Below are 18,118 nucleotides of genomic sequence, written 5' to 3' on the forward strand. Positions count from 1 at the left end.
CGCACGGCGCCGGTCCGGCGCCGGACTTGCGCCCTAGTTGCGCAAGATGGACGGGCCGAAGGCCTCCGTTTTCATGGCCTGTCCCAGCCAATCGGGGCGGGCCACCGGATGCGGTGCCTTCGACAGATCCAGATATCCATTGTCAGGAAGGCGAACGGGTGCGGATCCGGTCGCGGCCCCGGTGGACGCCTCGGGCAGTGTCAGACTGATTTCCGGCACATCGTTGAGCAGCGACAGCGATGCCGCCTGTCCCGCACCGGCCGCGCTGCACAGCCATACTGCGCTGGCAATAACCCGTTTCATTGCATATTCTCCCACCATTTACCCGGTCCCCGCGCGGCCCGACGCGGGGTCGACTGCCAAAGTGTCTCATGCAATGGGGGGCGGCGCACCGATGAACCGGAACCGTGCTTAACGCCGGGTTGACGGGCAAAACCCGGCCAATGCGGGCGTCATCGGGTGGCGTTGCGCTTGCCCACCCCCCCCTCGCCAAGCTATGTGAGCTACTCAGGCAGGGATCCAAGTGCAGGAGCGAAACATGCGGCGAGTGGTCGTGACAGGTCTGGGAATGGTCTCGCCGCTGGCGTGCGGCGTGGAAACTTCGTGGCAGCGGTTGCTGGCAGGACAATCGGCAGCGGGGTCCATCACCCGTTTCGATGCCAGCCATTTGGCAACCACCTATGCCTGCGAGATTCCGCTGGGAGACGGCAGCGACGGCACCTTCAACCCCGATGACTGGATGGCGCCGAAAGAGCGCCGCAAGGTGGATGACTTCATCCTCTACGGTCTGGCGGCGGCGGAAGAGGCCGTGAAGGATGCAGGCTGGACGCCTGAGGATGAGGAAAGCCGGTGCCGTACCGGCGTGATGATCGGCTCGGGCATCGGCGGGCTCAGCACCATCGCGGAAACCTCGATCGTGCTGAAAGAGCGCGGGCCGCGGCGGGTGTCGCCGTTCTTCATCCCCGCGTCGTTGATCAACCTGGTCTCGGGGCAGGTGTCGATCCGTTTCGGGTTCAAGGGCCCGAACCACGCGGTGGTGACGGCCTGCTCGACCGGGGCGCATGCCATCGGCGATGCGGCGCGGCTGATCCAGTGGGGCGATGCGGATGTGATGATCGCGGGCGGTGCCGAAAGCCCGATCTGCGATCTCGGGATCGCGGGGTTCAACGCCTGCAAGGCACTGTCGACCAAGCGCGGCAATGAGCCGGAACGGGCCAGCCGCCCCTATGACGCCGATCGGGACGGGTTCGTCATGGGCGAGGGCGCGGGCGTCGTGGTTCTGGAGGAATACGAACACGCCAAGGCGCGCGGCGCCAAGATTTATGCCGAGGTTCTGGGCTATGGCATGTCGGGCGATGCTTATCACATCACCGCCCCGTCCGAGGACGGCGACGGGGCCGAACGGTCCATGCGCGCGGCGCTGTCGCGGGCCGGTCTGGAGCCTGAGGCCATCGACTATATCAACGCACATGGCACATCGACCATGGCCGACACCATCGAGTTGGGCGCGGTCGAGCGGATGATGGGGGAGGCGGCGTCAAAGGCGACGATGAGCTCCACCAAATCCTCGATTGGTCATCTTCTGGGCGCTGCGGGCGCGGTTGAGGCGATCTTCTCGATCCTTGCCATCCGCGATCAGGTGGCACCGCCGACCATCAACCTGGACAACCCGGCGGTCGAGACAAGCCTTGATCTGGCACCCAATGCCAAGCGGGAGCGCGAGATCAACGTGGCCCTGTCAAACTCCTTCGGCTTCGGCGGCACCAATGCCTCGCTGGTGCTGGGGCGGGTTGCGGGTTGATGCTGATCTGGCGCTCGGTCGCGTCCAATGCGTTGACGCTTCTTATCGTTCTGCTTGCCGGGGTCGGGATTGCCGTGGCGCTGGCGCAGAACTCCTATCGCGCGGAGGGGCCGTCCACCGAGGCGGTCTGCCTGAGCGTGCCGCGCGGCGCGACCATGACATCGGTCAGCGGTGATCTGGCCGATAAGGGGATGATCAAATTCCCTGCCCTGATGCGCGTGGGTGCGGATTACGAGGAGAAGGCCGACCGCCTGAAGGCTGGCAACTTCCTGATCCCGCCCGGCGCCTCGATGCAGCAGATCGTCGATCTTGTGACCCGCAGCGGCCAAAGCACCTGCGGCAGCGAGATCAACCTGCGGATCGGTGTGGCCACCACCACGATCCGGGTGCGGGAGCTGGATCCAGCCACCTCGGAGTACCAGATCACCGCCGATTTCACCCTGGGCGATCCGACGCCCGATGCCTATGATGACCTGCTCAGCCGGGGGTTTGCCCGCACGCGGGTGACCATGGCCGAAGGCGTGACCAGCTGGCAGGTGGCCGACAGTCTGAACAAGGCGGGATTCCTGACCGGCGCGCCGGTCGAGGTTGCCCCGGAAGGCGCGCTGGCGCCGGGCAGCTACGATGTGGACATGGCCTCGGACCGGGCCGAATTGCAGCAGCGAATGCGCGAAGAGCAGGAGGCCATCCTGACCGCCGCCTGGGCCGGACGCGCCGAAGGGTTGCCGCTGGAAAGCGCCGAAGAAGCCCTGATCCTGGCGTCGATCATCGAGAAGGAAACCGGCGTCGCCGAGGAACGGCCCTGGGTGTCGAGCGTCTTCATCAACCGGCTGAACAAGGGGATGCGGCTGCAAACCGACCCGACGGTGATCTATGGCATCACCAAGGGCGAGGGCGTTCTGGGCCGCGGGCTGTACCGCAGCGAGCTGGCCCGGCCGACGCCCTTCAACACCTATACCATCGACGGGCTGCCACCGACGCCCATTGCCAACCCGGGGCGCGAGGCGATCGAGGCCGCGGTGAATCCGGCCGAGACCGACTTCCTGTTCTTCGTGGCCGATGGCACCGGCGGGCATGTGTTTGCCCGGACGCTGGAGGAGCACAACATCAACGTGCGCCGCTGGCGTCAGATCGAGCAGCAGCGCAGTCAGTAGCGAGTCGCGCGTGGGGCGAATCTCCCGCGCGGCCTGAAAATCAACGTCAGAAAGTTGGGGATCCCTGCACCGATGGTGTGGGGATCCTGCCTTTTGGCGCCGGTGGCCGGTCAAGGCCCTGTTAATAATCCTGAACACGCGGCGGGGGTTTCCATCGTCAGAAAAACAAGGGCACGCGCGGTGTCGCGGCCCGGTGTTAATCGATTCGCGACCCTGGAAACCTTAACGGCTCGAACGGTTCCGGTTTGTTCTAAAAGTCTGTTTTCATTGACAAAACGGCCCGATCGAATTATCAATTTAGGCAAGCTGGAAGACATGGACAAGACGCCGGAAAGACTTGGTGGATGTCGCGTTCATGGCTCTCTCGACGGGATACCGGGAGAGGCGGGTTAACAAGAATGGTGATGATCATCCCCGAAACGGGGGAGAACACCGCAGGGCATGTGCGCTCTGCGGCACGCAAGCAACTCGACCGCGCCACAGGTGCGCTCGACAAACTGGTGGACCAACTGGACGACGGCGAGATCGGCAAGATCGGGGAGGCAGGCAAGCTTCTTCGGGAGCTGAAGAACGCCCTGCAGTCGGCAATCGCGGAAAGGGAACGTCTTGAAAAGGAACAGCGGGAACAAGCTGGCATTGTCCACGACTATGCCCTCGACTTCGACGCCGCGAGACTTGAAATCGGGCGGCGTCTTGCTTGCCTCGGCGCCGCCGGAGGTGCGGGAGGCGTTTCTGAATGACCTGTCGCCGGGCACGCTTCTGGCCTTGCCCTATCTCTTCGAGTTCTGGGCGCTGGAGCACCAGTTGCCCCCGGCGGGCGAATGGCGGACCTGGGTCATCATGGGTGGCCGTGGCGCGGGCAAGACCCGCGCCGGGGCCGAGTGGGTACGGCGCGAGGTCGAAGGATCGCGGCCGCTGGATCCGGGCCGGTCGCGGCGGGTGGCGCTGGTCGGCGAGACCATCGAACAGGTGCGCGAGGTGATGGTGTTCGGCGACAGCGGCATCCTGGCCTGTTCGCCCCCTGACCGAAAACCGGTCTGGGAGGCGACGCGGAAACGGCTGGTCTGGCCCAACGGTGCCATCGCCCAGGTGTTTTCGGCGCATGAGCCGGAAAGCCTGCGCGGCCCGCAGTTCGATGCGGCTTGGGTCGACGAGTTGGCCAAGTGGAAGAAGGCGGAGGATGCCTGGGACATGCTGCAATTCGGACTGCGACTGGGCCAGACGCCCCGGCAGGTGGTGACCACCACGCCGCGCAACGTCGGCGTGCTGAAGCGCATCCTCGACAATCCGTCGACGGTGGTGACCGCCGCCGCGACCGAGGCCAACGCCGCCTATCTGGCCGACAGCTTCCTGGCGGAAGTGCGGGCACGCTATGCCGGGACGCGGCTGGGGCGGCAGGAGCTGGACGGGGTGTTGCTGGAGGAAGTCGAGGGGGCCATGTGGACCCAGCCGATGTTGCAGGCCTGTCAGGTCGAGACGCTGCCGGATCTGGATCGCGTTGTGGTGGCGGTGGATCCGCCGGTGACCGGGCACAACACCTCGGACCAATGCGGGATCCTTGTTGTGGGGGTCCGCATGTCGGGGTCGCCGCAGGACTGGACCGCCTATGTGATCGAGGATGCCTCGCTGGGCAAGGCCAGCCCGACCGGCTGGGCCGAGGCGGCGCTGGCGGCGATGGCGCGGCACAAGGCCGACCGCATGGTCGCCGAGGTCAACCAGGGCGGCGACATGGTCGAGACCGTGATCCGCCAGGTCGATCCGATGGTGCCTTTCCGGGCGGTGCGGGCCAGCCGGGGCAAGGCCGCACGGGCCGAGCCGGTGGCGGCGCTCTATGAACAGGGGCGGGTGAAACACCTGCGGGGTCTGGGAGATCTGGAAGACCAGATGTGCCAGATGACCATTCGCGGCTTCGAAGGGCGGGGCAGTCCCGACCGCGTCGATGCGCTGGTCTGGGCCCTGACCGACCTGATGATCGAACCTGCCGGGCGGTTCCTTCGCCCGCGCGTCCGGGGCCTGTAGCACCCCCCGAAACCGACACATCCGAGACCGAAAAAGTACACACCGCGGCGCAGGTCGCTTGCGGTCAAGGAGGGCCTTTGCCGATGATCAAGGAATTTTTCAAACGCGAGCCGAACCAGCCGCCGATGACCCCGCCCGCGCCAGAGCGCAAGGCGTCTGCCACCGGCTCGGTGCTGGCGGCGGTGCAAGGGGCCGGGCGGTCGGTCTGGGGACCACGCGATGCCACCAGCCTGATCCGCAACGGGTTCTCGGGCAATCCGGTGGGCTTCCGGTCGGTGAAGCTGATCGCCGAAGCCGCCGCAGCCCTGCCGCTGGTGGTGCAGGATGCCGAGCGCCGCTATGACGCGCATCCGCTGTCCGACCGGCTGGCCCGGCCCAATGGGGCGCAGGGACGGGCCGAGCTTCTGGAAATGCTCTACGGCCAGATCCTGCTATCGGGCAACGGCTATCTGGAAGGCGCGGGCGGTGGTCTGGGCGTGATGCCGCTGGAGCTGCATGTGCTGCGGTCGGACCGGATGCGGGTGGTGCCGGGCGGCGATGGCTGGCCCGCGGCCTATGAATACTCGGTCGGCGGGCGCAAGCATCGCTTCGACATGACCGGCGATGTGCCGCCGATCTGCCATATCCGCAGCTTCAGCCCGCTGGACGATCACTATGGGTTTTCGCCTTTGCAGGCGGCGGCGAACGCGGTGGATGTGCACAATTCGGCGTCGCGCTGGTCCAAGGCGCTACTGGACAATGCGGCACGGCCCTCGGGCGCCATCGTCTTTACCGGCCCCGAGGGGCAGGGGACCATGTCCAACGATCAGTACGAGCGGCTGGTGGACGAGATGGCCGCCAACTATCAGGGCGCGCGCAACGCCGGACGGCCGATGCTGCTGGAAGGCGGGCTGGACTGGCGGCCGATGGGGTTCAGCCCCTCGGACATGGAGTTCCAGAAGACCAAGGAAGCCGCCGCGCGCGAGATCGCCCTGGCCTTCGGGGTGCCGCCGATGCTGTTGGGGATCCCCGGCGATGCGACCTATGCCAATTACCAGGAGGCCAACCGCGCCTTCTATCGCCTGACCGTGCTGCCGCTGGCCACGCGGGTTTCGGCCGCCATCGCCGACTGGCTGGCGCGCTTCACCGGAGAGGCGGTGTGGCTGCAGCCCGATCTGGACAAGATCCCGGCCCTGTCAGCCGAGCGCGAGGCGCAGTGGCGCCGGGTGCGTGAGGCCGACTTCCTGACCCGCAACGAAAAGCGCGGCCTGCTGGGTCTGCCGCCCGTTGTCGAGGGCACGGGAGAGGGCGCGTGAGCGAAATGCCCAGACCAGCGCCCGGCGGTTCACGCTTTCTGTATGAGCCCTTCGACCACAGTCCGGTGAAGGTGCACGAAGTACAGGAAAAGCTTCTGGACCTGAAGTTTTCCGGCATCGACGGGCGGCTGGAACGGATCGAACAGATGATGGAGCGGCTGGAACGCCGGCTGTGGCTGACTGTCTATGGCGTGGTGGCCACCATCCTGGCGCAGGCCATCCGCTCGCTGCTGACTTTGGCTCCCAATGGAGGATTTGGATCATGACCACGCAGAGCCCCTCGGGGTTGGAACACAAGTTCTGCAGGTTCGACGGAGAGGTCGCGCTGGAGGACGGTTGCCGGATCGAGGGCTATGCCTCGTTGTTCGGGCGCACGGATCAGGGCGGCGACGTGGTGGCGGCGGGGGCCTACACAAGGTCGCTGGAGCGGTTGGGCAAGGCGGGCCGCGCGGTCAAGCTGCTGTGGCAGCATGATCCGTCCCAGCCCATCGGCATCTGGGACGAGGTCCACGAGGACGCCACCGGCCTGTTCGTCAAGGGCCGCCTGCTGACCGATGTGACCCGGGGCCGCGAGGCCGCCAGCCTGATCGAGGCCGGGGCCATCGACGGGCTGTCCATCGGCTACCGCACCGTTGCGGCCACCAAGGATGCCGAGGGCCGCCGGGTGCTGACCGAGCTGGAGCTGTGGGAAGTGTCGCTGGTGACCTTCCCGATGCTGCCCGAGGCCCGCATCGGCGCCAAGGCCGAGGATCGCAACGACACCCTTTGCCGGGAGCTGGCCGAGATTTTCGGCGCCGCCCGTCAGACCCTGGCCGCGGCGGACTGAGCCTCCGCGCCCAACCTATCAGAAAGGACATCGGATGATTGAACCCGAGACCAAGGCTCGGGGCGGGGAAGTTATGCCCGCCGCCCAGCCGGTGCCGCCCAGCGGGGTGGCCGAGATGAAGTCCGCCTTTGTCGGGCTCATGCAGGACCTGACCGAGTTCCGGCAGGGGATTTCCAACCAACTCAAAGCACAGGAAGAGAAACTGACCATGCTGGATCGCAAGACCGCTTTCGCCGGGCGCCCCGCCCTGTCCGTCACCGCCGAAACCGAGGTGCCGCACCAGAAGGCCTTCGAAGGCTACCTGCGCAGCGGCAACGAGGAAGCGCTGCGATCGCTGGACCTGGAAACCAAGGGCATGACCACCACCAGCGAGGGCGTGCTGGTCGACCAGGTCACTTCGGAGGCCATCCAGAGCGTGCTGCAGTCGACGTCGTCGATCCGGTCGATCGCCACCGTGGTGCATGTGGAGGCGAACTCTTACGATGTGCTGGTGGATCACGAGGACATGGGCTTTACCTGGGCCAATGAGACCGCGACGCTGACCGACAGCACCACGCCGCAGATCTCGCGCATTCCGATCAACCTGCACGAACTGAGCGCCCTGCCGAAGGTCAGCCAGCGCCTGCTGGACGACAGCGCCTTCGACATCGAGAACTGGCTGGCCGGGCGCATCGGCGAGAACTTCGCCCGCGCCGAGGCCGAGGCCTTCATCAATGGCGACGGGGTCGACAAGCCGCGCGGGTTCCTGACCCATCCGATGATCGACAATGACAGCTGGAGCTGGGGCAACCTGGGCTATGTCTTCACCGGCGCGGCGGGGGATTTCTCGTCCACCAATGCCTCGGACGCGATCATCGAGTTGGTCTATGCGCTGGGAAGCCGCTACCGCGCCAACGCGAGCTTCGTGATGAACTCGAAGACCGCCGGTGCCGTGCGCAAGATGAAGGATGCCGATGGCCGCTTCCTGTGGTCCGATGGTCTGGCCGCGGGCGAGCCGTCGCGCCTGATGGGCTATCCGGTGCTGATCTCGGAAAAGATGCCCGACATCGCGCCCGGCGTGGCCGCCATCGCCTTCGGGGATTTCGCGGCGGGCTACACCATTGCCGAGCGTCCCGACCTGCGGGTGCTGCGCGATCCGTTCTCGGCCAAGCCGCATGTGCTGTTCTATGCCACCAAGCGCGTCGGCGGCGACGTCAGCGACTTCGCGGCGATCAAGCTGCTGAAGTTCGACATCTCGTAACCGCAGCGCAGAACAAGGCCGGACTCTGCAGGGGGTCCGGTCTTCAGGGGTGGCCGTTCAGGAAATGGTCGCGTTGTCCAGCTTTCCCATCCGTTCGAGCAGCGCGGCGGGAGGGCGGCCACCCTGCCTTGGCCTCTGGCCCAACCCCCCAAGTGGAGGACAGTTCATGAAGCTTGTCGAGCTAGCCCCGGTTTCCGTTTTCGATCTGCCGATGGCCGAATTGCGCGAGCATCTGCGTCTGGGCACCGGCTTTGCCGATGACGACATTCAGGATCCGGTTCTGGAGCGGGCCCTGCGGGCGGCGCTGGATGCGATCGAGGCGCGGACCGGCAAGGTTCTGTTCGCCCGCGCCTTCCGCTGGACCGTGCAGGCCTGGCGCAGCCCGGTGGTGCAGGCGCTGCCGGTGGCCCCGGTGACCCAGATCACCGCCCTGTCGCTGGTCGGCGCCACCGGCGATGTGACGCCGCTGAGCCCCGCCGACGTGAGCCTTGAGGAAGACATGCACCGCCCGCAGCTTCATCCCGCCCAGGGCTGCCTGCCGACGATCCCGATGCGGGGCAAGGCCGAGGTGACCTTCGTGGCCGGGTTTGCCGCCAACTGGTCCGGGATCCCCGCCGATCTGGCGCAGGCGGTTCTGCTGATGGCCGCGCATTTCTATGAATCCCGGCTTGACGGCGGTGACGACGGCAACCTGCCCTTCGGGGTCGGCGCGCTGATTGCACGGTATCGCACGGTGCGCATCCTGGGAGGGGCCAGCGCATGAGCCCGCATCTTCTGAGAACACGGCTGGGGCTGGAGCGCCCGGTGGCGCTGGCCGATGGTGCCGGGGGCGCCTCGGTCGGCTGGAGCCAGGAGGGCCTGCTGTGGGGCGCGCTGGAGCCGCTACCGGGCCGCGAGGCCGGACATGACGGCGCGGCGGTGTCGCGGGTGCGCTATCGCATCACACTGCGCGGAGCGCCGGTGGGGGCGCCGTCGCGGCCAAGGGTGCGCGACCGGCTGCGCGCCGGCGTGCGCTGTTTCGAGATCACCGCGGTGCGCGAGGCCGACCCGGCCGCCCGCTTTCTGATCTGCGACGCGGTCGAGGAGGTGAGCGCATGAGCTATGCCACCGCTCCGGCCCTTCAGGCGGCGATCTATGGCCATCTGACCGCCGACGCAGTTTTGGCCGCGCTGGTGGGGCCGGCCATTTTCGATGCCCCACCCGGCGAGGGCGCCTTGCCGCCCACCTATGTGCTGCTGGGCGACGAGGAGGCGCGGGACCGCTCGGACAAGGGCGCGCGCGCCACGATGTACCGGCTGACCCTGTCGGTGGTGACCGATGCGGCCGGGTTCCATCACGCCAAGCGCGTGGCGGCGGCCGTAGACGCGGCGCTGACCGGTGCCACGCTGACCATGGGCAGCGGCCATCTGGTCGCCCTGACTTTCGAACGGGCGCGCGCACGGCGCACCCGCAATGCCTCTGGCCGCCGGATCGACCTGCGATTCCGCGCGCTGGTGGATGAGACCCCTTAACGAAACGGGAGAGTTTCCATGACGGTACAAAGCGGCAAGGATCTGCTGATCAAGATCGATTTCGACGGCAATGGCGATTTCCGCACCCTCGCGGGGCTGCGGGCCACGCGCATCGGGTTCAACGCCGAAACGGTGGATGTGACCAGCCTGGACAGTGCGGGCGGTTGGCGCGAGCTCCTCTCCGGGGCAGGGGTGCGGTCGGCCTCGCTGACCGGGGCGGGGGTGTTTCGCGACGACAGCACCGATCTGCGCGCCAAGGACATGTTCTTCGGTTCTCAGGTCACGGTCTATCAGGTGGTGATCCCCGACTTCGGGATCGTTCAGGGGGAGTTCCAGATCACCGCCCTGGAGTATTCCGGCAATTACGACGGCGAGGCGACCTATGAGATGTCGCTGGCCTCGGCCGGGGCCCTGAGCTTCACGGCGATCTGATGGCCAATCCGTGGCGAGGCGAGGTGGCGCTGACCATCGACGGGCAGGCGCGGGTGTTGCGGCTGACGCTGGGGGCGCTGGCGGAACTGGAGGCGGAGCTGGACAGTGGCTCGCTTCTGGATCTGGTCGGGCGGTTCGAGAGCGGGGCATTTTCGACCCGCGACGTGCTGGCCCTGATCGTTGCCGGGCTGCGGGGCGGCGGGGCCGATCTGGGCCCGCGCGACCTGATGCGGGCCGAAATCGACGGCGGGCCGCTGGTGGCGGCGCAGGCGGCGGCGCTGTTGCTGGCCCGCGCCTTTGCCCTGCCGCAGGAGCCGGGTGGATGAGCGGGCTGGACTGGCCCGGCCTGATGCGCGCGGGCCTGTGCGGGCTGGGGCTGACGCCGGACCGGTTCTGGGCCCTGACGCCCGCCGAGCTTTGGCTGATGCTGGGCCAGTCCGACAGCGCCGACGCGCGCATGGGGCGCGATCGCCTTGGGGCGCTGATGGCGCAATTTCCCGACACGACAACAGGATGATTCAGGATGGACAGCTTGGAAGTGGAAGATTTCAACCGGCAGGTGGATGCGCTGGAAGACAGCCTTGCGGGGGCGCAGAGCGTGGCCTCGGTGTTCACCGGCGAGTTGCAGCAGATCCGCACCACCATGGCCGACACGGGACGCGAGGTGCGCAACCTGTCGGGTGGCATCAGCCGCGGGCTTCGCGGGGCGTTTGACGGGCTGGTTTTCGACGGGATGAAACTGTCGGACGCCATGAAAAAGGTCGGCGAGTCGATGCTGAGCGCCACCTATTCCTCGGCCATCAGCCCGGTGACCAAGCATTTTGGCAAGATCGCCGGGGCCGGGATCGAGTCGGTGATTTCAAGCGCGCTGCCCTTCGCCAAGGGCGGGGCCTTCAGCCAGGGGCGGGTGACGCCCTTTGCGCGCGGCGGCGTGGTCTCGGGGCCAGTGAGTTTTCCCATGCGCGGCGGCACCGGGCTGATGGGCGAGGCGGGGCCGGAGGCCATCATGCCGCTGACCCGCGGCGCTGACGGCAGCCTGGGCGTCAAGGCCGAGGGCGGCGCGGCGCGGCCGGTCAACGTCGTCATCAACGTCTCGACCCCGGATGTGGCCGGGTTCCAGCGCTCGCGCACCCAGATCGCGGCGCAGATGGGCCGCGCGCTTGGCGCCGGGCAACGCAATCGCTGAACAGGAGACAGGCCATGGGTTTTCACGAGATCAGATTTCCGACCTCGCTGAGCTTCGGCTCGGCAGGCGGGCCGGAGCGGCGGACCGAAGTGGTGACGCTGGCCAACGGCTTCGAGGAGCGCAACACCCCCTGGGCACAGTCGCGCCGCCGCTATGACGCGGGCATGGGCGTGCGGTCGCTGGACGATGTGGCCGCGCTGATCGCCTTTTTCGAGGCGCGGCAAGGGCGGCTGTACGGGTTTCGCTGGAAGGATTGGGCGGATTTCAAAAGCTGCCTGCCCTCGGCGGACCCGGCGCCCGGAGATCAGGTGATCGGCACCGGCGACGGGGCGACGGCGGTGTTCGGGCTGACCAAGCGCTATGTCTCGGGCAGCGAGAGCTATCAGCGGCCTATCGCCAAACCCGTGACCGGGACCGTGCGGGTTGCCGTGGCGGGGGTTGAGGTGCCGCCCGGCGGGTTCAGCGTCGATGATACCACCGGGCAGGTCACGCTGGGCGTGGCGCCGGGAGCGGGACAGGTGGTGACGGCGGGGTACGAATACGACGTGCCGGTGCGCTTCGACACCGACCAGATCGTCACCTCGGTCGCCAGTTTCCAGGCCGGCGACGTGCCCGATGTGCCGGTGGTCGAGGTGCGGGTCTGATGGCGGTTTCGGCAGCTCTCCAGGCGCATCTGGACACTGGCACCACGACGCTGTGCCGCTGCTGGCGGATCCGTCGGCGCGACGGGCGAACGCTGGGGTTCACCGATCACGACCGGGATCTTGGGTTCGACGGCACCACCTTCAAGGCCGACACCGGGCTGACCGCGCAGGCGCTGGAGCAATCAACCGGCCTGTCGGTGGACAATTCCGAGGCTTTGGGCGCGCTGAGTGCCGCCGCCGTGACCGAGGAAGATCTGGCGGCAGGCCGCTTCGACGGGGCCGAGGTCGAGTCCTGGTTGGTGAACTGGGCCGATCCGGCCACGCGCCACCCGGTGTTTCGCGGTCATCTGGGCGAGGTGCGCGCCGGCGGCGGGGTGTTCCGGGCCGAGTTGCGCGGGCTGACCGAAGCGCTGAACCAGCCGCAGGGCCGCGCGTTCCAGCCGCTGTGTTCGGCGCATCTGGGCGATGGCGCCTGCAAGGTGGCCCTGGGCGACCCGGCCCATTCCGTCACCCTGACCCTGACCGAAGTGCGCCGCCCGCAAGAGCTGCGCGTGACCGATCCTGTGGCGCATTCGGAAGGCTGGTTCACGCGCGGTGAGATGGTGGTGCTGAGCGGGGCGGCCAAGGATCTGTCGGTGCAGATCAAGGAGGACCAGCTGAACGGGACGGGCCGCACCCTGCATCTGTGGGAAGACCTGCGCGCACCCTTGGTGCCCGGTGATCAGCTGCGCCTGACGGCGGGCTGCGACAAGCGGGCTGCGACCTGCCGAGGGAAGTTCGGCAATTTCCTGAACTTCCGGGGCTTTCCGGATATTCCCGGCGACGACTGGCTGATGGCCGTGCCCAAACGCGCGGGCCGCAACAACGGCGGGAGCCGGGTGCGATGAGCCGGGCGCAGCAAAGCATCGCGGTCGCGCGGGGCTGGCTTGGCACGCCCTATCTGCACCAGGCCACCACCCGGGGCGCGGGCTGCGATTGCCTTGGGCTGTTGCGCGGGGTCTGGCGCGAGCTTTACGGCGCCGAGCCGGAACCGGTGCCACCCTACAGCCCCGACTGGTCGGAACCGCAGGGCGAGGAACGGCTGCTGGCCGCCGCCCGCCGCTGGCTGGTGGCGCGACCGCCGGGGTCCGAGGCCGAGGGCGATGTGCTTCTGTTCCGCATGCGCGACGGCATGGTGGCCAAGCATCTGGGCCTGCAATCGGCCACCGGGCCGGAGGCGGCCTTCATCCACGCCTATGCCCGGCACGGGGTGGTTGAAAGCCCCCTGTCGCAGCCGTGGCGGCGGCGCATCGTGGCGCGTTTTGCATTTCCCGAAGGAGCCTGATCATGGCGACACTACTTCTTTCAGCCGCCGGCGCGGCGGCGGGCAGCGCGCTTGGCGGCTCGTTCCTGGGCCTGTCGGCGGCGGTCATCGGCCGGGCGGCAGGGGCGACCATCGGGCGGGCCATCGACCAGCGGATCATGGGCAGCGGCTCGCAGGTGGTGGAGCGCGGGCAGGTGGATCGGTTCCGTGTCACCGGGGCCTCGCAGGGCGCGCCGATCCCACAGGTCTTTGGCCGTATCCGGGTGCCGGGACAAGTTATCTGGGCGTCGAATTTCGAGGAAAGCCGCAAGACCACCCGCGTCGGGGGCGGCAAGGGCGGCGCGCCGAAATCCAAGGTGCGGACCTACAGCTACAGTGTCAGCGTTGCGGTGGCTCTGTGCGAGGGCGAGATTTCCCGCGTCGGGCGGATCTGGGCCGACGGGCAGGAGATCCGTACCGACCAGCTGTCGTTGCGGGTCTATCGCGGCAGCGAGACGCAATTGCCCGATCCCAAGATCGCCGCCGTGGAGGGCAGCGAGAACGCCCCGGCCTTTCGCGGCACGGCCTATGTGGTGTTCGAGGATTTGCAACTGGAAGCTTATGGCAACCGGGTGCCGCAATTCAGCTTCGAGGTGATCCGTCCCGAGCAGCCCGCCTATCAGGACGCGGACGGTGCGATGGTGGACGGGGTGCAGGCCGTGGCGCTGATCCCCGGCACCGGTGAATACGCGCTGTCGCCCGAACGGGTGCACTATGTCGAAGGGTTCGGGCTGAAGCGGTCGGCCAATGTGAACAGCCCCGGGGGTCGCACGGATTTCACGGTGTCCATGGACGCCCTGCAGGAAGAGCTGCCCAACTGCGGGGCGGTGTCGCTGGTGGTGTCCTGGTTCGGCGATGACCTGCGCTGCGACCGCGCCAGGATCCGCCCCAAGGTCGAACAGAAGCTGGCAGATGGCGACCCGGATTCCTGGCATGTTGCCGGGTTGGAGCGGTATCAGGCGCAAGAAGTGCCCAAGGATGGCGGCCGGTCGATCTATGGCGGCACGCCCTCGGACGCCAGTGTCATCGGCGCGATCCGCAACCTGAACGCGCGTGGGCAGAAGGTGATGTTCTATCCGTTCATCCTGATGGACCAGCTGGCGGGCAACGGGCTGAGCGATCCCTGGACCGGGGCGGCCGACCAGCCGCCGCTGCCGTGGCGCGGGCGGATCACGACCTCGATCGCGCCGGGTCAGCCGGGCAGCCCCGACAAGACGGCGGCAGCGGCGACCGAGGTGGGCGCGTTTTTTGGCTCTGCGCGGGCATCGGATTTCAGCATCTCGGGCGACACCGTCACCTATACCGGTCCCAACGAATGGTCCCTGCGCCGGTTCATCCTGCACAATGCGGCGCTGTGCAAGGCGGCGGGCGGGGTGGAGTCCTTCTGTATCGGCTCGGAAATGCGCAGTCTGACCCAGATCCGCGACAGCCAGAGCGGTTGTCCGGCGGTGGCCGAATTCAAGGCGCTGGCGGGCGAGGTACGCGCCCTTCTGGGTGGCGCGGTCAAGCTGGGCTACGCGGCAGATTGGTCGGAATACTTCGGCTATTCCCCGACCGATGGCAGCGGCGATCACCTGTTTCACCTCGATCCGCTGTGGGCCGATCCCGAGATCGATTTCATCGGCATCGACAATTACATGCCGCTGTCGGACTGGCGCGACGAGGCCGGCCATGCGGATGAAAGCTGGGGCTCGATCTATGACCTCGACTACCTGAAGGCCAATGTGGCGGGGGGCGAGGGCTATGACTGGTATTATGCCAGTGCCGCCGACGCGGCGGCGCAACTGCGCAGCCCGATCACCGATGGCGCTTATGGCGAGCCCTGGGTGTTCCGCTACAAGGATCTGCGCGGCTGGTGGAGCAGTCCCCACCACAACCGCATCGGCGGAGTGCGGGCGGCGGGGGCGACGCCCTGGGTGCCGCGCAGCAAGCCGATCTGGTTCACCGAGCTGGGCTGCGCGGCCATCGACAAGGGCACCAACCAGCCCAACAAGTTCCTGGATCCCAAGTCGTCGGAATCGGTGCTGCCACGCGCCTCGACTGGGGCGCGGGACGACCTGATCCAGATGCAGTACCTGCGCGCCATGGTCGGCTTCTGGTCCGATCCGGCGCAGAACCCGGTGTCGGGGGTCTACGGCGGGCCGATGGTGGACATGAGCCGGGCCTTCGTCTGGGCCTGGGACGCGCGGCCCTATCCGTGGTTTCCCGGCCGCAGCGATGTCTGGAGCGATGGCGACAACTACTTGCGCGGGCATTGGCTGAACGGGCGCACGGGGGCGCAACTTCTGTCCACCGTGGTGCGCGAGATCTGCGTTCGTGCCGGGGTGGCTGACCCGGATGTAAGCGGGCTGCACGGGTTGGTGCGCGGCTATGCCGTTGGTCAGCCCGAAAGCGCCCGCGCCGCACTTGAGCCGCTGATGCTGGCGCATGGGTTCGATGCGCTGGAACGCGAGGGCCGGCTGGTGTTCCGGTCGCGCGGCGGCGCGGCGGATGCGGTGCTGGGCATGGAGGATCTGGCCCAGCACCCCGAAGAGGACGGCGACCTGTCGGTTCTGCGCGCCGCAGACAGCGAGGTGCCCGGACGGGTGCGGCTCGACTATGTGGCCGCTGACAGCGGTTTCGACGTGGCCTCGATCGACGCGGCGGTGCCGGGCGGCGAGGTGGAAAACGTCGCCAGATCCGAGTTGAACATGGTTCTGACCAGGGCCGAGGCGCGGGGGCTGGCTGAACGCTGGCTGGCCGAAGGCCGGATCGCGCGGGACACGGTGAAACTGGCGCTGCCGCCCAGCCGCATGGATCTGGGGGCGGGCGATGTGATCGACCTGCCGCACGGCGGCAGCCTGGGCCGGTTCCGGGTGGATCGCTGCGAGGATGTGGGCCTGCATCTGCTGGAAGCGGTGCGCGTGGAAACGCCGGTCTACCAGCCGGGTCCGGCCATCGAGGAGGTGTCGCGGATTGCGGCCTTTCCCGCCCCGGTGCCGCCGTCGTCGGTGTTTCTGGACCTGCCCTTGCTGCGGTCCGAGGATGTGCCGCATGCACCCTATCTGGCGGTGGCGGCACGGCCCTGGCCGGGCGAAATCGCGGTCTATGGCTCGGGCAGCGACAGCGACTATGACCTGAACACGCTGGTGGAATTGGGCGCGCGGGTCGGGTTGACCCGGACCGATCTGACACGGGCCGCGCCGGGGCGGCTGGATCGCGGCGCGCCGCTGACGGTCGAGATCCCCGAGGGCGGGCTGAGTTCGGTGAGCGAGGCGGAAATGCTCAACGGCGCCAATGCGCTGGCCATTGGCGACGGCAGCCCCGGAAATTGGGAAGTAGTCCAGTTTCGTCACGCCGATCTGGTGGGGCCGGATCTGTTTGATCTGTCCGAGCGGCTGCGCGGCCAGTTGGGCAGCGACGGGATGATCCCGGATGTCTGGCCGGCGGGCAGTCTGGTGGTGGTGCTGGACGCGGCTCTTGTGCAGATCGAACTGGCTTCGGCTGCGCGGGGTCTGACCCGGCACTATCGCATCGGCCCGTCGGACCAGCCCTATACCGATCCCAGCTTCGTGCATCAGCAGGCGGCTTTCTCGGGCAACGGGCTGCGGCCCTATGCGCCGGTGCATCTGCACGCCGAGGTCACCGCGACAGGCGATCACCGGCTGCGCTGGATCCGCCGCAGCCGCGTTGACGGCGATCTGTGGTCACTGCCCGAGATCCCGCTGGGCGAGGCGCAAGAGCGCTATTTGCTGCGCATCCGGCAGGGCACGATCAGACGCGAAGTGACGGTGACCAGCCCGCAGTGGACCTATGACGCGGCCAGCCGCGCGGCGGATGGTGTCAGCGGCCCCTACACGCTGGAAGTGGCGCAATTGTCGGACCGTTTCGGTCCGGGTCTTTTCGGAAAGGTGACGATCAATGGCTAATACGGCGAACCTCGGGCTGCCTCTGGTGATGGAGGCTCAGGCCCAGAAACATGTGACGGTGAACACAGCACTGGCGCGGCTGGATGCGGTCTGTCAGACGACCCTGCTGTCGGTGACGCAAACCGCGCCGCCTGCCAGTGCAATTGACGGCGCGGTCTATGGCGTACCGCAGGGCGCGAGCGGGGTCTGGGCGGCGGAGGTCGGCAAGCTCGCCGTCTTCGACAACGGCGGCTGGGTCTATGTGACCCCGGCGGCGGGCTGGCGCGGTTGGGTCGCGGATCAGGGCGTGCCGGTGCTGCACGACGGGCAAGGCTGGGTGGCCCATGCGGTGGCGGTGTCTGCCCATGGCGCGGCCAGCCTGATGCAGGTGATCGAGGTGGACGTGCCGGTGGGGACCGGCGCGTCGGTGACAACGGCAGCCATCATCCCGGCGCGCTCGGTGGTCCTTGGCGTCACCGGGATCGTCACCACGGCGCTGAGCGGTTCGGCCAGCAGCTGGCGTCTGGGCGTGCCCGGCGGATCGGGGCAATACGGTACCGGGCTGGGCCTTGGGCTGGGATCCTGGGTCGAGGGGCTGAGCGGCCAGCCGCAGGCCTTCTATGCCGACACGCCGCTGCTGATCGAGGCCGAGGGCGGCAGTTTTGCGGCGGGCGATCTGCGGCTGGCGGTGCATCTGATGCGGCTGCAAATCCCGCGGGTGTGATCGGGCCGGGGTGGAAATGGGCGGTCATTCGGCTTAAGTTGCTTCGGTACGCAACGC

General features: G+C 67.7%; 21 protein-coding genes. 20 read left to right on the forward strand and 1 reads right to left on the reverse strand.

The annotated features are described in order from the left end of the window. Positions 1 to 33: 33 nt before the first annotated feature. A complete protein-coding gene (locus AB0T83_RS01375; protein WP_366190905.1) occupies positions 34 to 303 on the reverse strand; it encodes a hypothetical protein in 270 nt (89 codons plus the stop codon). A gap of 235 nt (positions 304 to 538) precedes the next feature. On the opposite strand from AB0T83_RS01375, the gene fabF reads away from it, so the two are divergent. The 20 genes from fabF (at position 539) to AB0T83_RS01475 (ending at position 18,061) form a co-directional block, all read left to right on the forward strand. Next, complete coding sequence (fabF, locus tag AB0T83_RS01380) at positions 539 to 1,801, forward strand: beta-ketoacyl-ACP synthase II (RefSeq protein WP_366190907.1); 1,263 nt, start codon at positions 539 to 541, stop codon at positions 1,799 to 1,801. A 5-nt stretch (positions 1,802 to 1,806) separates the two neighbouring features. Next, complete coding sequence (gene mltG / locus AB0T83_RS01385) at positions 1,807 to 2,955, forward strand: endolytic transglycosylase MltG (protein ID WP_366191086.1); 1,149 nt, start codon at positions 1,807 to 1,809, stop codon at positions 2,953 to 2,955. A 398-nt stretch (positions 2,956 to 3,353) separates the two neighbouring features. Next, complete coding sequence (locus AB0T83_RS01390) at positions 3,354 to 3,695, forward strand: hypothetical protein (RefSeq protein ID WP_366190908.1); 342 nt, start codon at positions 3,354 to 3,356, stop codon at positions 3,693 to 3,695. Then, entirely contained in the window at positions 3,604 to 4,974 is a 1,371-nt protein-coding gene (locus AB0T83_RS01395) for a DNA-packaging protein (RefSeq protein ID WP_366190909.1), read from the forward strand. The genes AB0T83_RS01390 and AB0T83_RS01395 overlap by 92 nt, the downstream gene beginning before the upstream one ends. Before the next feature lie 83 nt (positions 4,975 to 5,057). After that, positions 5,058 to 6,269: a phage portal protein gene (locus AB0T83_RS01400; RefSeq protein ID WP_366190910.1), complete on the forward strand. Its 1,212-nt coding sequence runs from the start codon at positions 5,058 to 5,060 to the stop codon at positions 6,267 to 6,269. Between the two features lie 5 nt (positions 6,270 to 6,274). Beyond that, a complete protein-coding gene (locus tag AB0T83_RS01405) occupies positions 6,275 to 6,535 on the forward strand; it encodes a GTA head formation protein, RCAP_rcc01685 family (RefSeq protein ID WP_193141902.1) in 261 nt (86 codons plus the stop codon). Further along, positions 6,532 to 7,095, forward strand: coding sequence for an HK97 family phage prohead protease (locus AB0T83_RS01410; RefSeq protein ID WP_366190912.1), 564 nt, complete (start codon positions 6,532 to 6,534; stop codon positions 7,093 to 7,095). The genes AB0T83_RS01405 and AB0T83_RS01410 overlap by 4 nt, the downstream gene beginning before the upstream one ends. A gap of 34 nt (positions 7,096 to 7,129) precedes the next feature. After that, positions 7,130 to 8,335 carry a phage major capsid protein gene (locus tag AB0T83_RS01415; RefSeq protein ID WP_366190914.1) on the forward strand — a complete coding sequence of 402 codons (1,206 nt, stop codon included), beginning with the start codon at positions 7,130 to 7,132 and terminating at the stop codon, positions 8,333 to 8,335. Between the two features lie 166 nt (positions 8,336 to 8,501). Further along, positions 8,502 to 9,098 carry a head-tail connector protein gene (locus AB0T83_RS01420; RefSeq protein WP_366190916.1) on the forward strand — a complete coding sequence of 199 codons (597 nt, stop codon included), beginning with the start codon at positions 8,502 to 8,504 and terminating at the stop codon, positions 9,096 to 9,098. Then, positions 9,095 to 9,433, forward strand: coding sequence for a head-tail adaptor protein (locus tag AB0T83_RS01425; RefSeq protein ID WP_366190918.1), 339 nt, complete (start codon positions 9,095 to 9,097; stop codon positions 9,431 to 9,433). The genes AB0T83_RS01420 and AB0T83_RS01425 overlap by 4 nt, the downstream gene beginning before the upstream one ends. Continuing rightward, positions 9,430 to 9,846 (forward strand): DUF3168 domain-containing protein, encoded by a 417-nt coding sequence (locus AB0T83_RS01430; protein ID WP_366190919.1) that lies wholly within the window; start codon positions 9,430 to 9,432, stop codon positions 9,844 to 9,846. Before AB0T83_RS01425 ends, AB0T83_RS01430 begins: the two co-directional genes overlap by 4 nt. A gap of 18 nt (positions 9,847 to 9,864) precedes the next feature. Further along, on the forward strand, positions 9,865 to 10,278 hold the full coding sequence (locus AB0T83_RS01435; RefSeq protein ID WP_366190921.1) for a phage major tail protein, TP901-1 family: 414 nt from the start codon (positions 9,865 to 9,867) through the stop codon (positions 10,276 to 10,278). After that, entirely contained in the window at positions 10,278 to 10,604 is a 327-nt protein-coding gene (locus tag AB0T83_RS01440; RefSeq protein ID WP_366190922.1) for a gene transfer agent family protein, read from the forward strand. Before AB0T83_RS01435 ends, AB0T83_RS01440 begins: the two co-directional genes overlap by 1 nt. After that, positions 10,601 to 10,795, forward strand: coding sequence for a rcc01693 family protein (locus tag AB0T83_RS01445; RefSeq protein WP_366190924.1), 195 nt, complete (start codon positions 10,601 to 10,603; stop codon positions 10,793 to 10,795). Before AB0T83_RS01440 ends, AB0T83_RS01445 begins: the two co-directional genes overlap by 4 nt. A gap of 6 nt (positions 10,796 to 10,801) precedes the next feature. Then, on the forward strand, positions 10,802 to 11,464 hold the full coding sequence (locus tag AB0T83_RS01450) for an RcGTA-type gene transfer agent tail tape measure protein (RefSeq protein WP_366190926.1): 663 nt from the start codon (positions 10,802 to 10,804) through the stop codon (positions 11,462 to 11,464). 14 nt (positions 11,465 to 11,478) lie between these two features. Further along, entirely contained in the window at positions 11,479 to 12,108 is a 630-nt protein-coding gene (locus AB0T83_RS01455; RefSeq protein WP_366190928.1) for a phage distal tail protein, Rcc01695 family, read from the forward strand. Continuing rightward, positions 12,108 to 12,995 carry a phage/gene transfer agent baseplate hub protein gene (locus tag AB0T83_RS01460; RefSeq protein WP_366190930.1) on the forward strand — a complete coding sequence of 296 codons (888 nt, stop codon included), beginning with the start codon at positions 12,108 to 12,110 and terminating at the stop codon, positions 12,993 to 12,995. Before AB0T83_RS01455 ends, AB0T83_RS01460 begins: the two co-directional genes overlap by 1 nt. After that, entirely contained in the window at positions 12,992 to 13,432 is a 441-nt protein-coding gene (locus AB0T83_RS01465) for a C40 family peptidase (protein ID WP_366190931.1), read from the forward strand. Before AB0T83_RS01460 ends, AB0T83_RS01465 begins: the two co-directional genes overlap by 4 nt. Before the next feature lie 2 nt (positions 13,433 to 13,434). Beyond that, on the forward strand, positions 13,435 to 17,358 hold the full coding sequence (locus tag AB0T83_RS01470) for a baseplate multidomain protein megatron (RefSeq protein WP_366190933.1): 3,924 nt from the start codon (positions 13,435 to 13,437) through the stop codon (positions 17,356 to 17,358). Continuing rightward, positions 17,351 to 18,061 (forward strand): DUF2793 domain-containing protein, encoded by a 711-nt coding sequence (locus tag AB0T83_RS01475; RefSeq protein ID WP_366190935.1) that lies wholly within the window; start codon positions 17,351 to 17,353, stop codon positions 18,059 to 18,061. Before AB0T83_RS01470 ends, AB0T83_RS01475 begins: the two co-directional genes overlap by 8 nt. The last annotated feature ends 57 nt before the right edge of the window (positions 18,062 to 18,118 follow it).

It is taken from the genome of Meridianimarinicoccus marinus (assembly GCF_040689105.1).
In the GTDB taxonomy this organism is placed as follows: Bacteria; Pseudomonadota; Alphaproteobacteria; order Rhodobacterales; family Rhodobacteraceae; genus Meridianimarinicoccus; species Meridianimarinicoccus marinus.

Excerpts from the sequence above, each read along its gene's own strand:
- AB0T83_RS01465 (WP_366190931.1), top strand. The coding sequence starts at position 12,992 with ATGAGCCGGGCGCAGCAAAGCATCGCGGTCGCGCGGGGCTGGCTTGGC.
- AB0T83_RS01470 (WP_366190933.1), top strand. The coding sequence starts at position 13,435 with ATGGCGACACTACTTCTTTCAGCCGCCGGCGCGGCGGCGGGCAGCGCG.
- AB0T83_RS01420 (WP_366190916.1), top strand. The coding sequence starts at position 8,502 with ATGAAGCTTGTCGAGCTAGCCCCGGTTTCCGTTTTCGATCTGCCGATG.
- AB0T83_RS01395 (WP_366190909.1), top strand. The coding sequence starts at position 3,604 with ATGCCCTCGACTTCGACGCCGCGAGACTTGAAATCGGGCGGCGTCTTG.
- AB0T83_RS01425 (WP_366190918.1), top strand. The coding sequence starts at position 9,095 with ATGAGCCCGCATCTTCTGAGAACACGGCTGGGGCTGGAGCGCCCGGTG.
- AB0T83_RS01415 (WP_366190914.1), top strand. The coding sequence starts at position 7,130 with ATGATTGAACCCGAGACCAAGGCTCGGGGCGGGGAAGTTATGCCCGCC.
- AB0T83_RS01450 (WP_366190926.1), top strand. The coding sequence starts at position 10,802 with ATGGACAGCTTGGAAGTGGAAGATTTCAACCGGCAGGTGGATGCGCTG.
- AB0T83_RS01430 (WP_366190919.1), top strand. The coding sequence starts at position 9,430 with ATGAGCTATGCCACCGCTCCGGCCCTTCAGGCGGCGATCTATGGCCAT.
- AB0T83_RS01410 (WP_366190912.1), top strand. The coding sequence starts at position 6,532 with ATGACCACGCAGAGCCCCTCGGGGTTGGAACACAAGTTCTGCAGGTTC.
- AB0T83_RS01455 (WP_366190928.1), top strand. The coding sequence starts at position 11,479 with ATGGGTTTTCACGAGATCAGATTTCCGACCTCGCTGAGCTTCGGCTCG.
- AB0T83_RS01460 (WP_366190930.1), top strand. The coding sequence starts at position 12,108 with ATGGCGGTTTCGGCAGCTCTCCAGGCGCATCTGGACACTGGCACCACG.
- AB0T83_RS01405 (WP_193141902.1), top strand. The coding sequence starts at position 6,275 with ATGCCCAGACCAGCGCCCGGCGGTTCACGCTTTCTGTATGAGCCCTTC.
- AB0T83_RS01475 (WP_366190935.1), top strand. The coding sequence starts at position 17,351 with ATGGCTAATACGGCGAACCTCGGGCTGCCTCTGGTGATGGAGGCTCAG.
- fabF (WP_366190907.1), top strand. The coding sequence starts at position 539 with ATGCGGCGAGTGGTCGTGACAGGTCTGGGAATGGTCTCGCCGCTGGCG.
- AB0T83_RS01445 (WP_366190924.1), top strand. The coding sequence starts at position 10,601 with ATGAGCGGGCTGGACTGGCCCGGCCTGATGCGCGCGGGCCTGTGCGGG.
- AB0T83_RS01400 (WP_366190910.1), top strand. The coding sequence starts at position 5,058 with ATGATCAAGGAATTTTTCAAACGCGAGCCGAACCAGCCGCCGATGACC.
- AB0T83_RS01435 (WP_366190921.1), top strand. The coding sequence starts at position 9,865 with ATGACGGTACAAAGCGGCAAGGATCTGCTGATCAAGATCGATTTCGAC.
- AB0T83_RS01390 (WP_366190908.1), top strand. The coding sequence starts at position 3,354 with ATGGTGATGATCATCCCCGAAACGGGGGAGAACACCGCAGGGCATGTG.
- AB0T83_RS01375 (WP_366190905.1), bottom strand. The coding sequence starts at position 303 with ATGAAACGGGTTATTGCCAGCGCAGTATGGCTGTGCAGCGCGGCCGGT.
- AB0T83_RS01440 (WP_366190922.1), top strand. The coding sequence starts at position 10,278 with ATGGCCAATCCGTGGCGAGGCGAGGTGGCGCTGACCATCGACGGGCAG.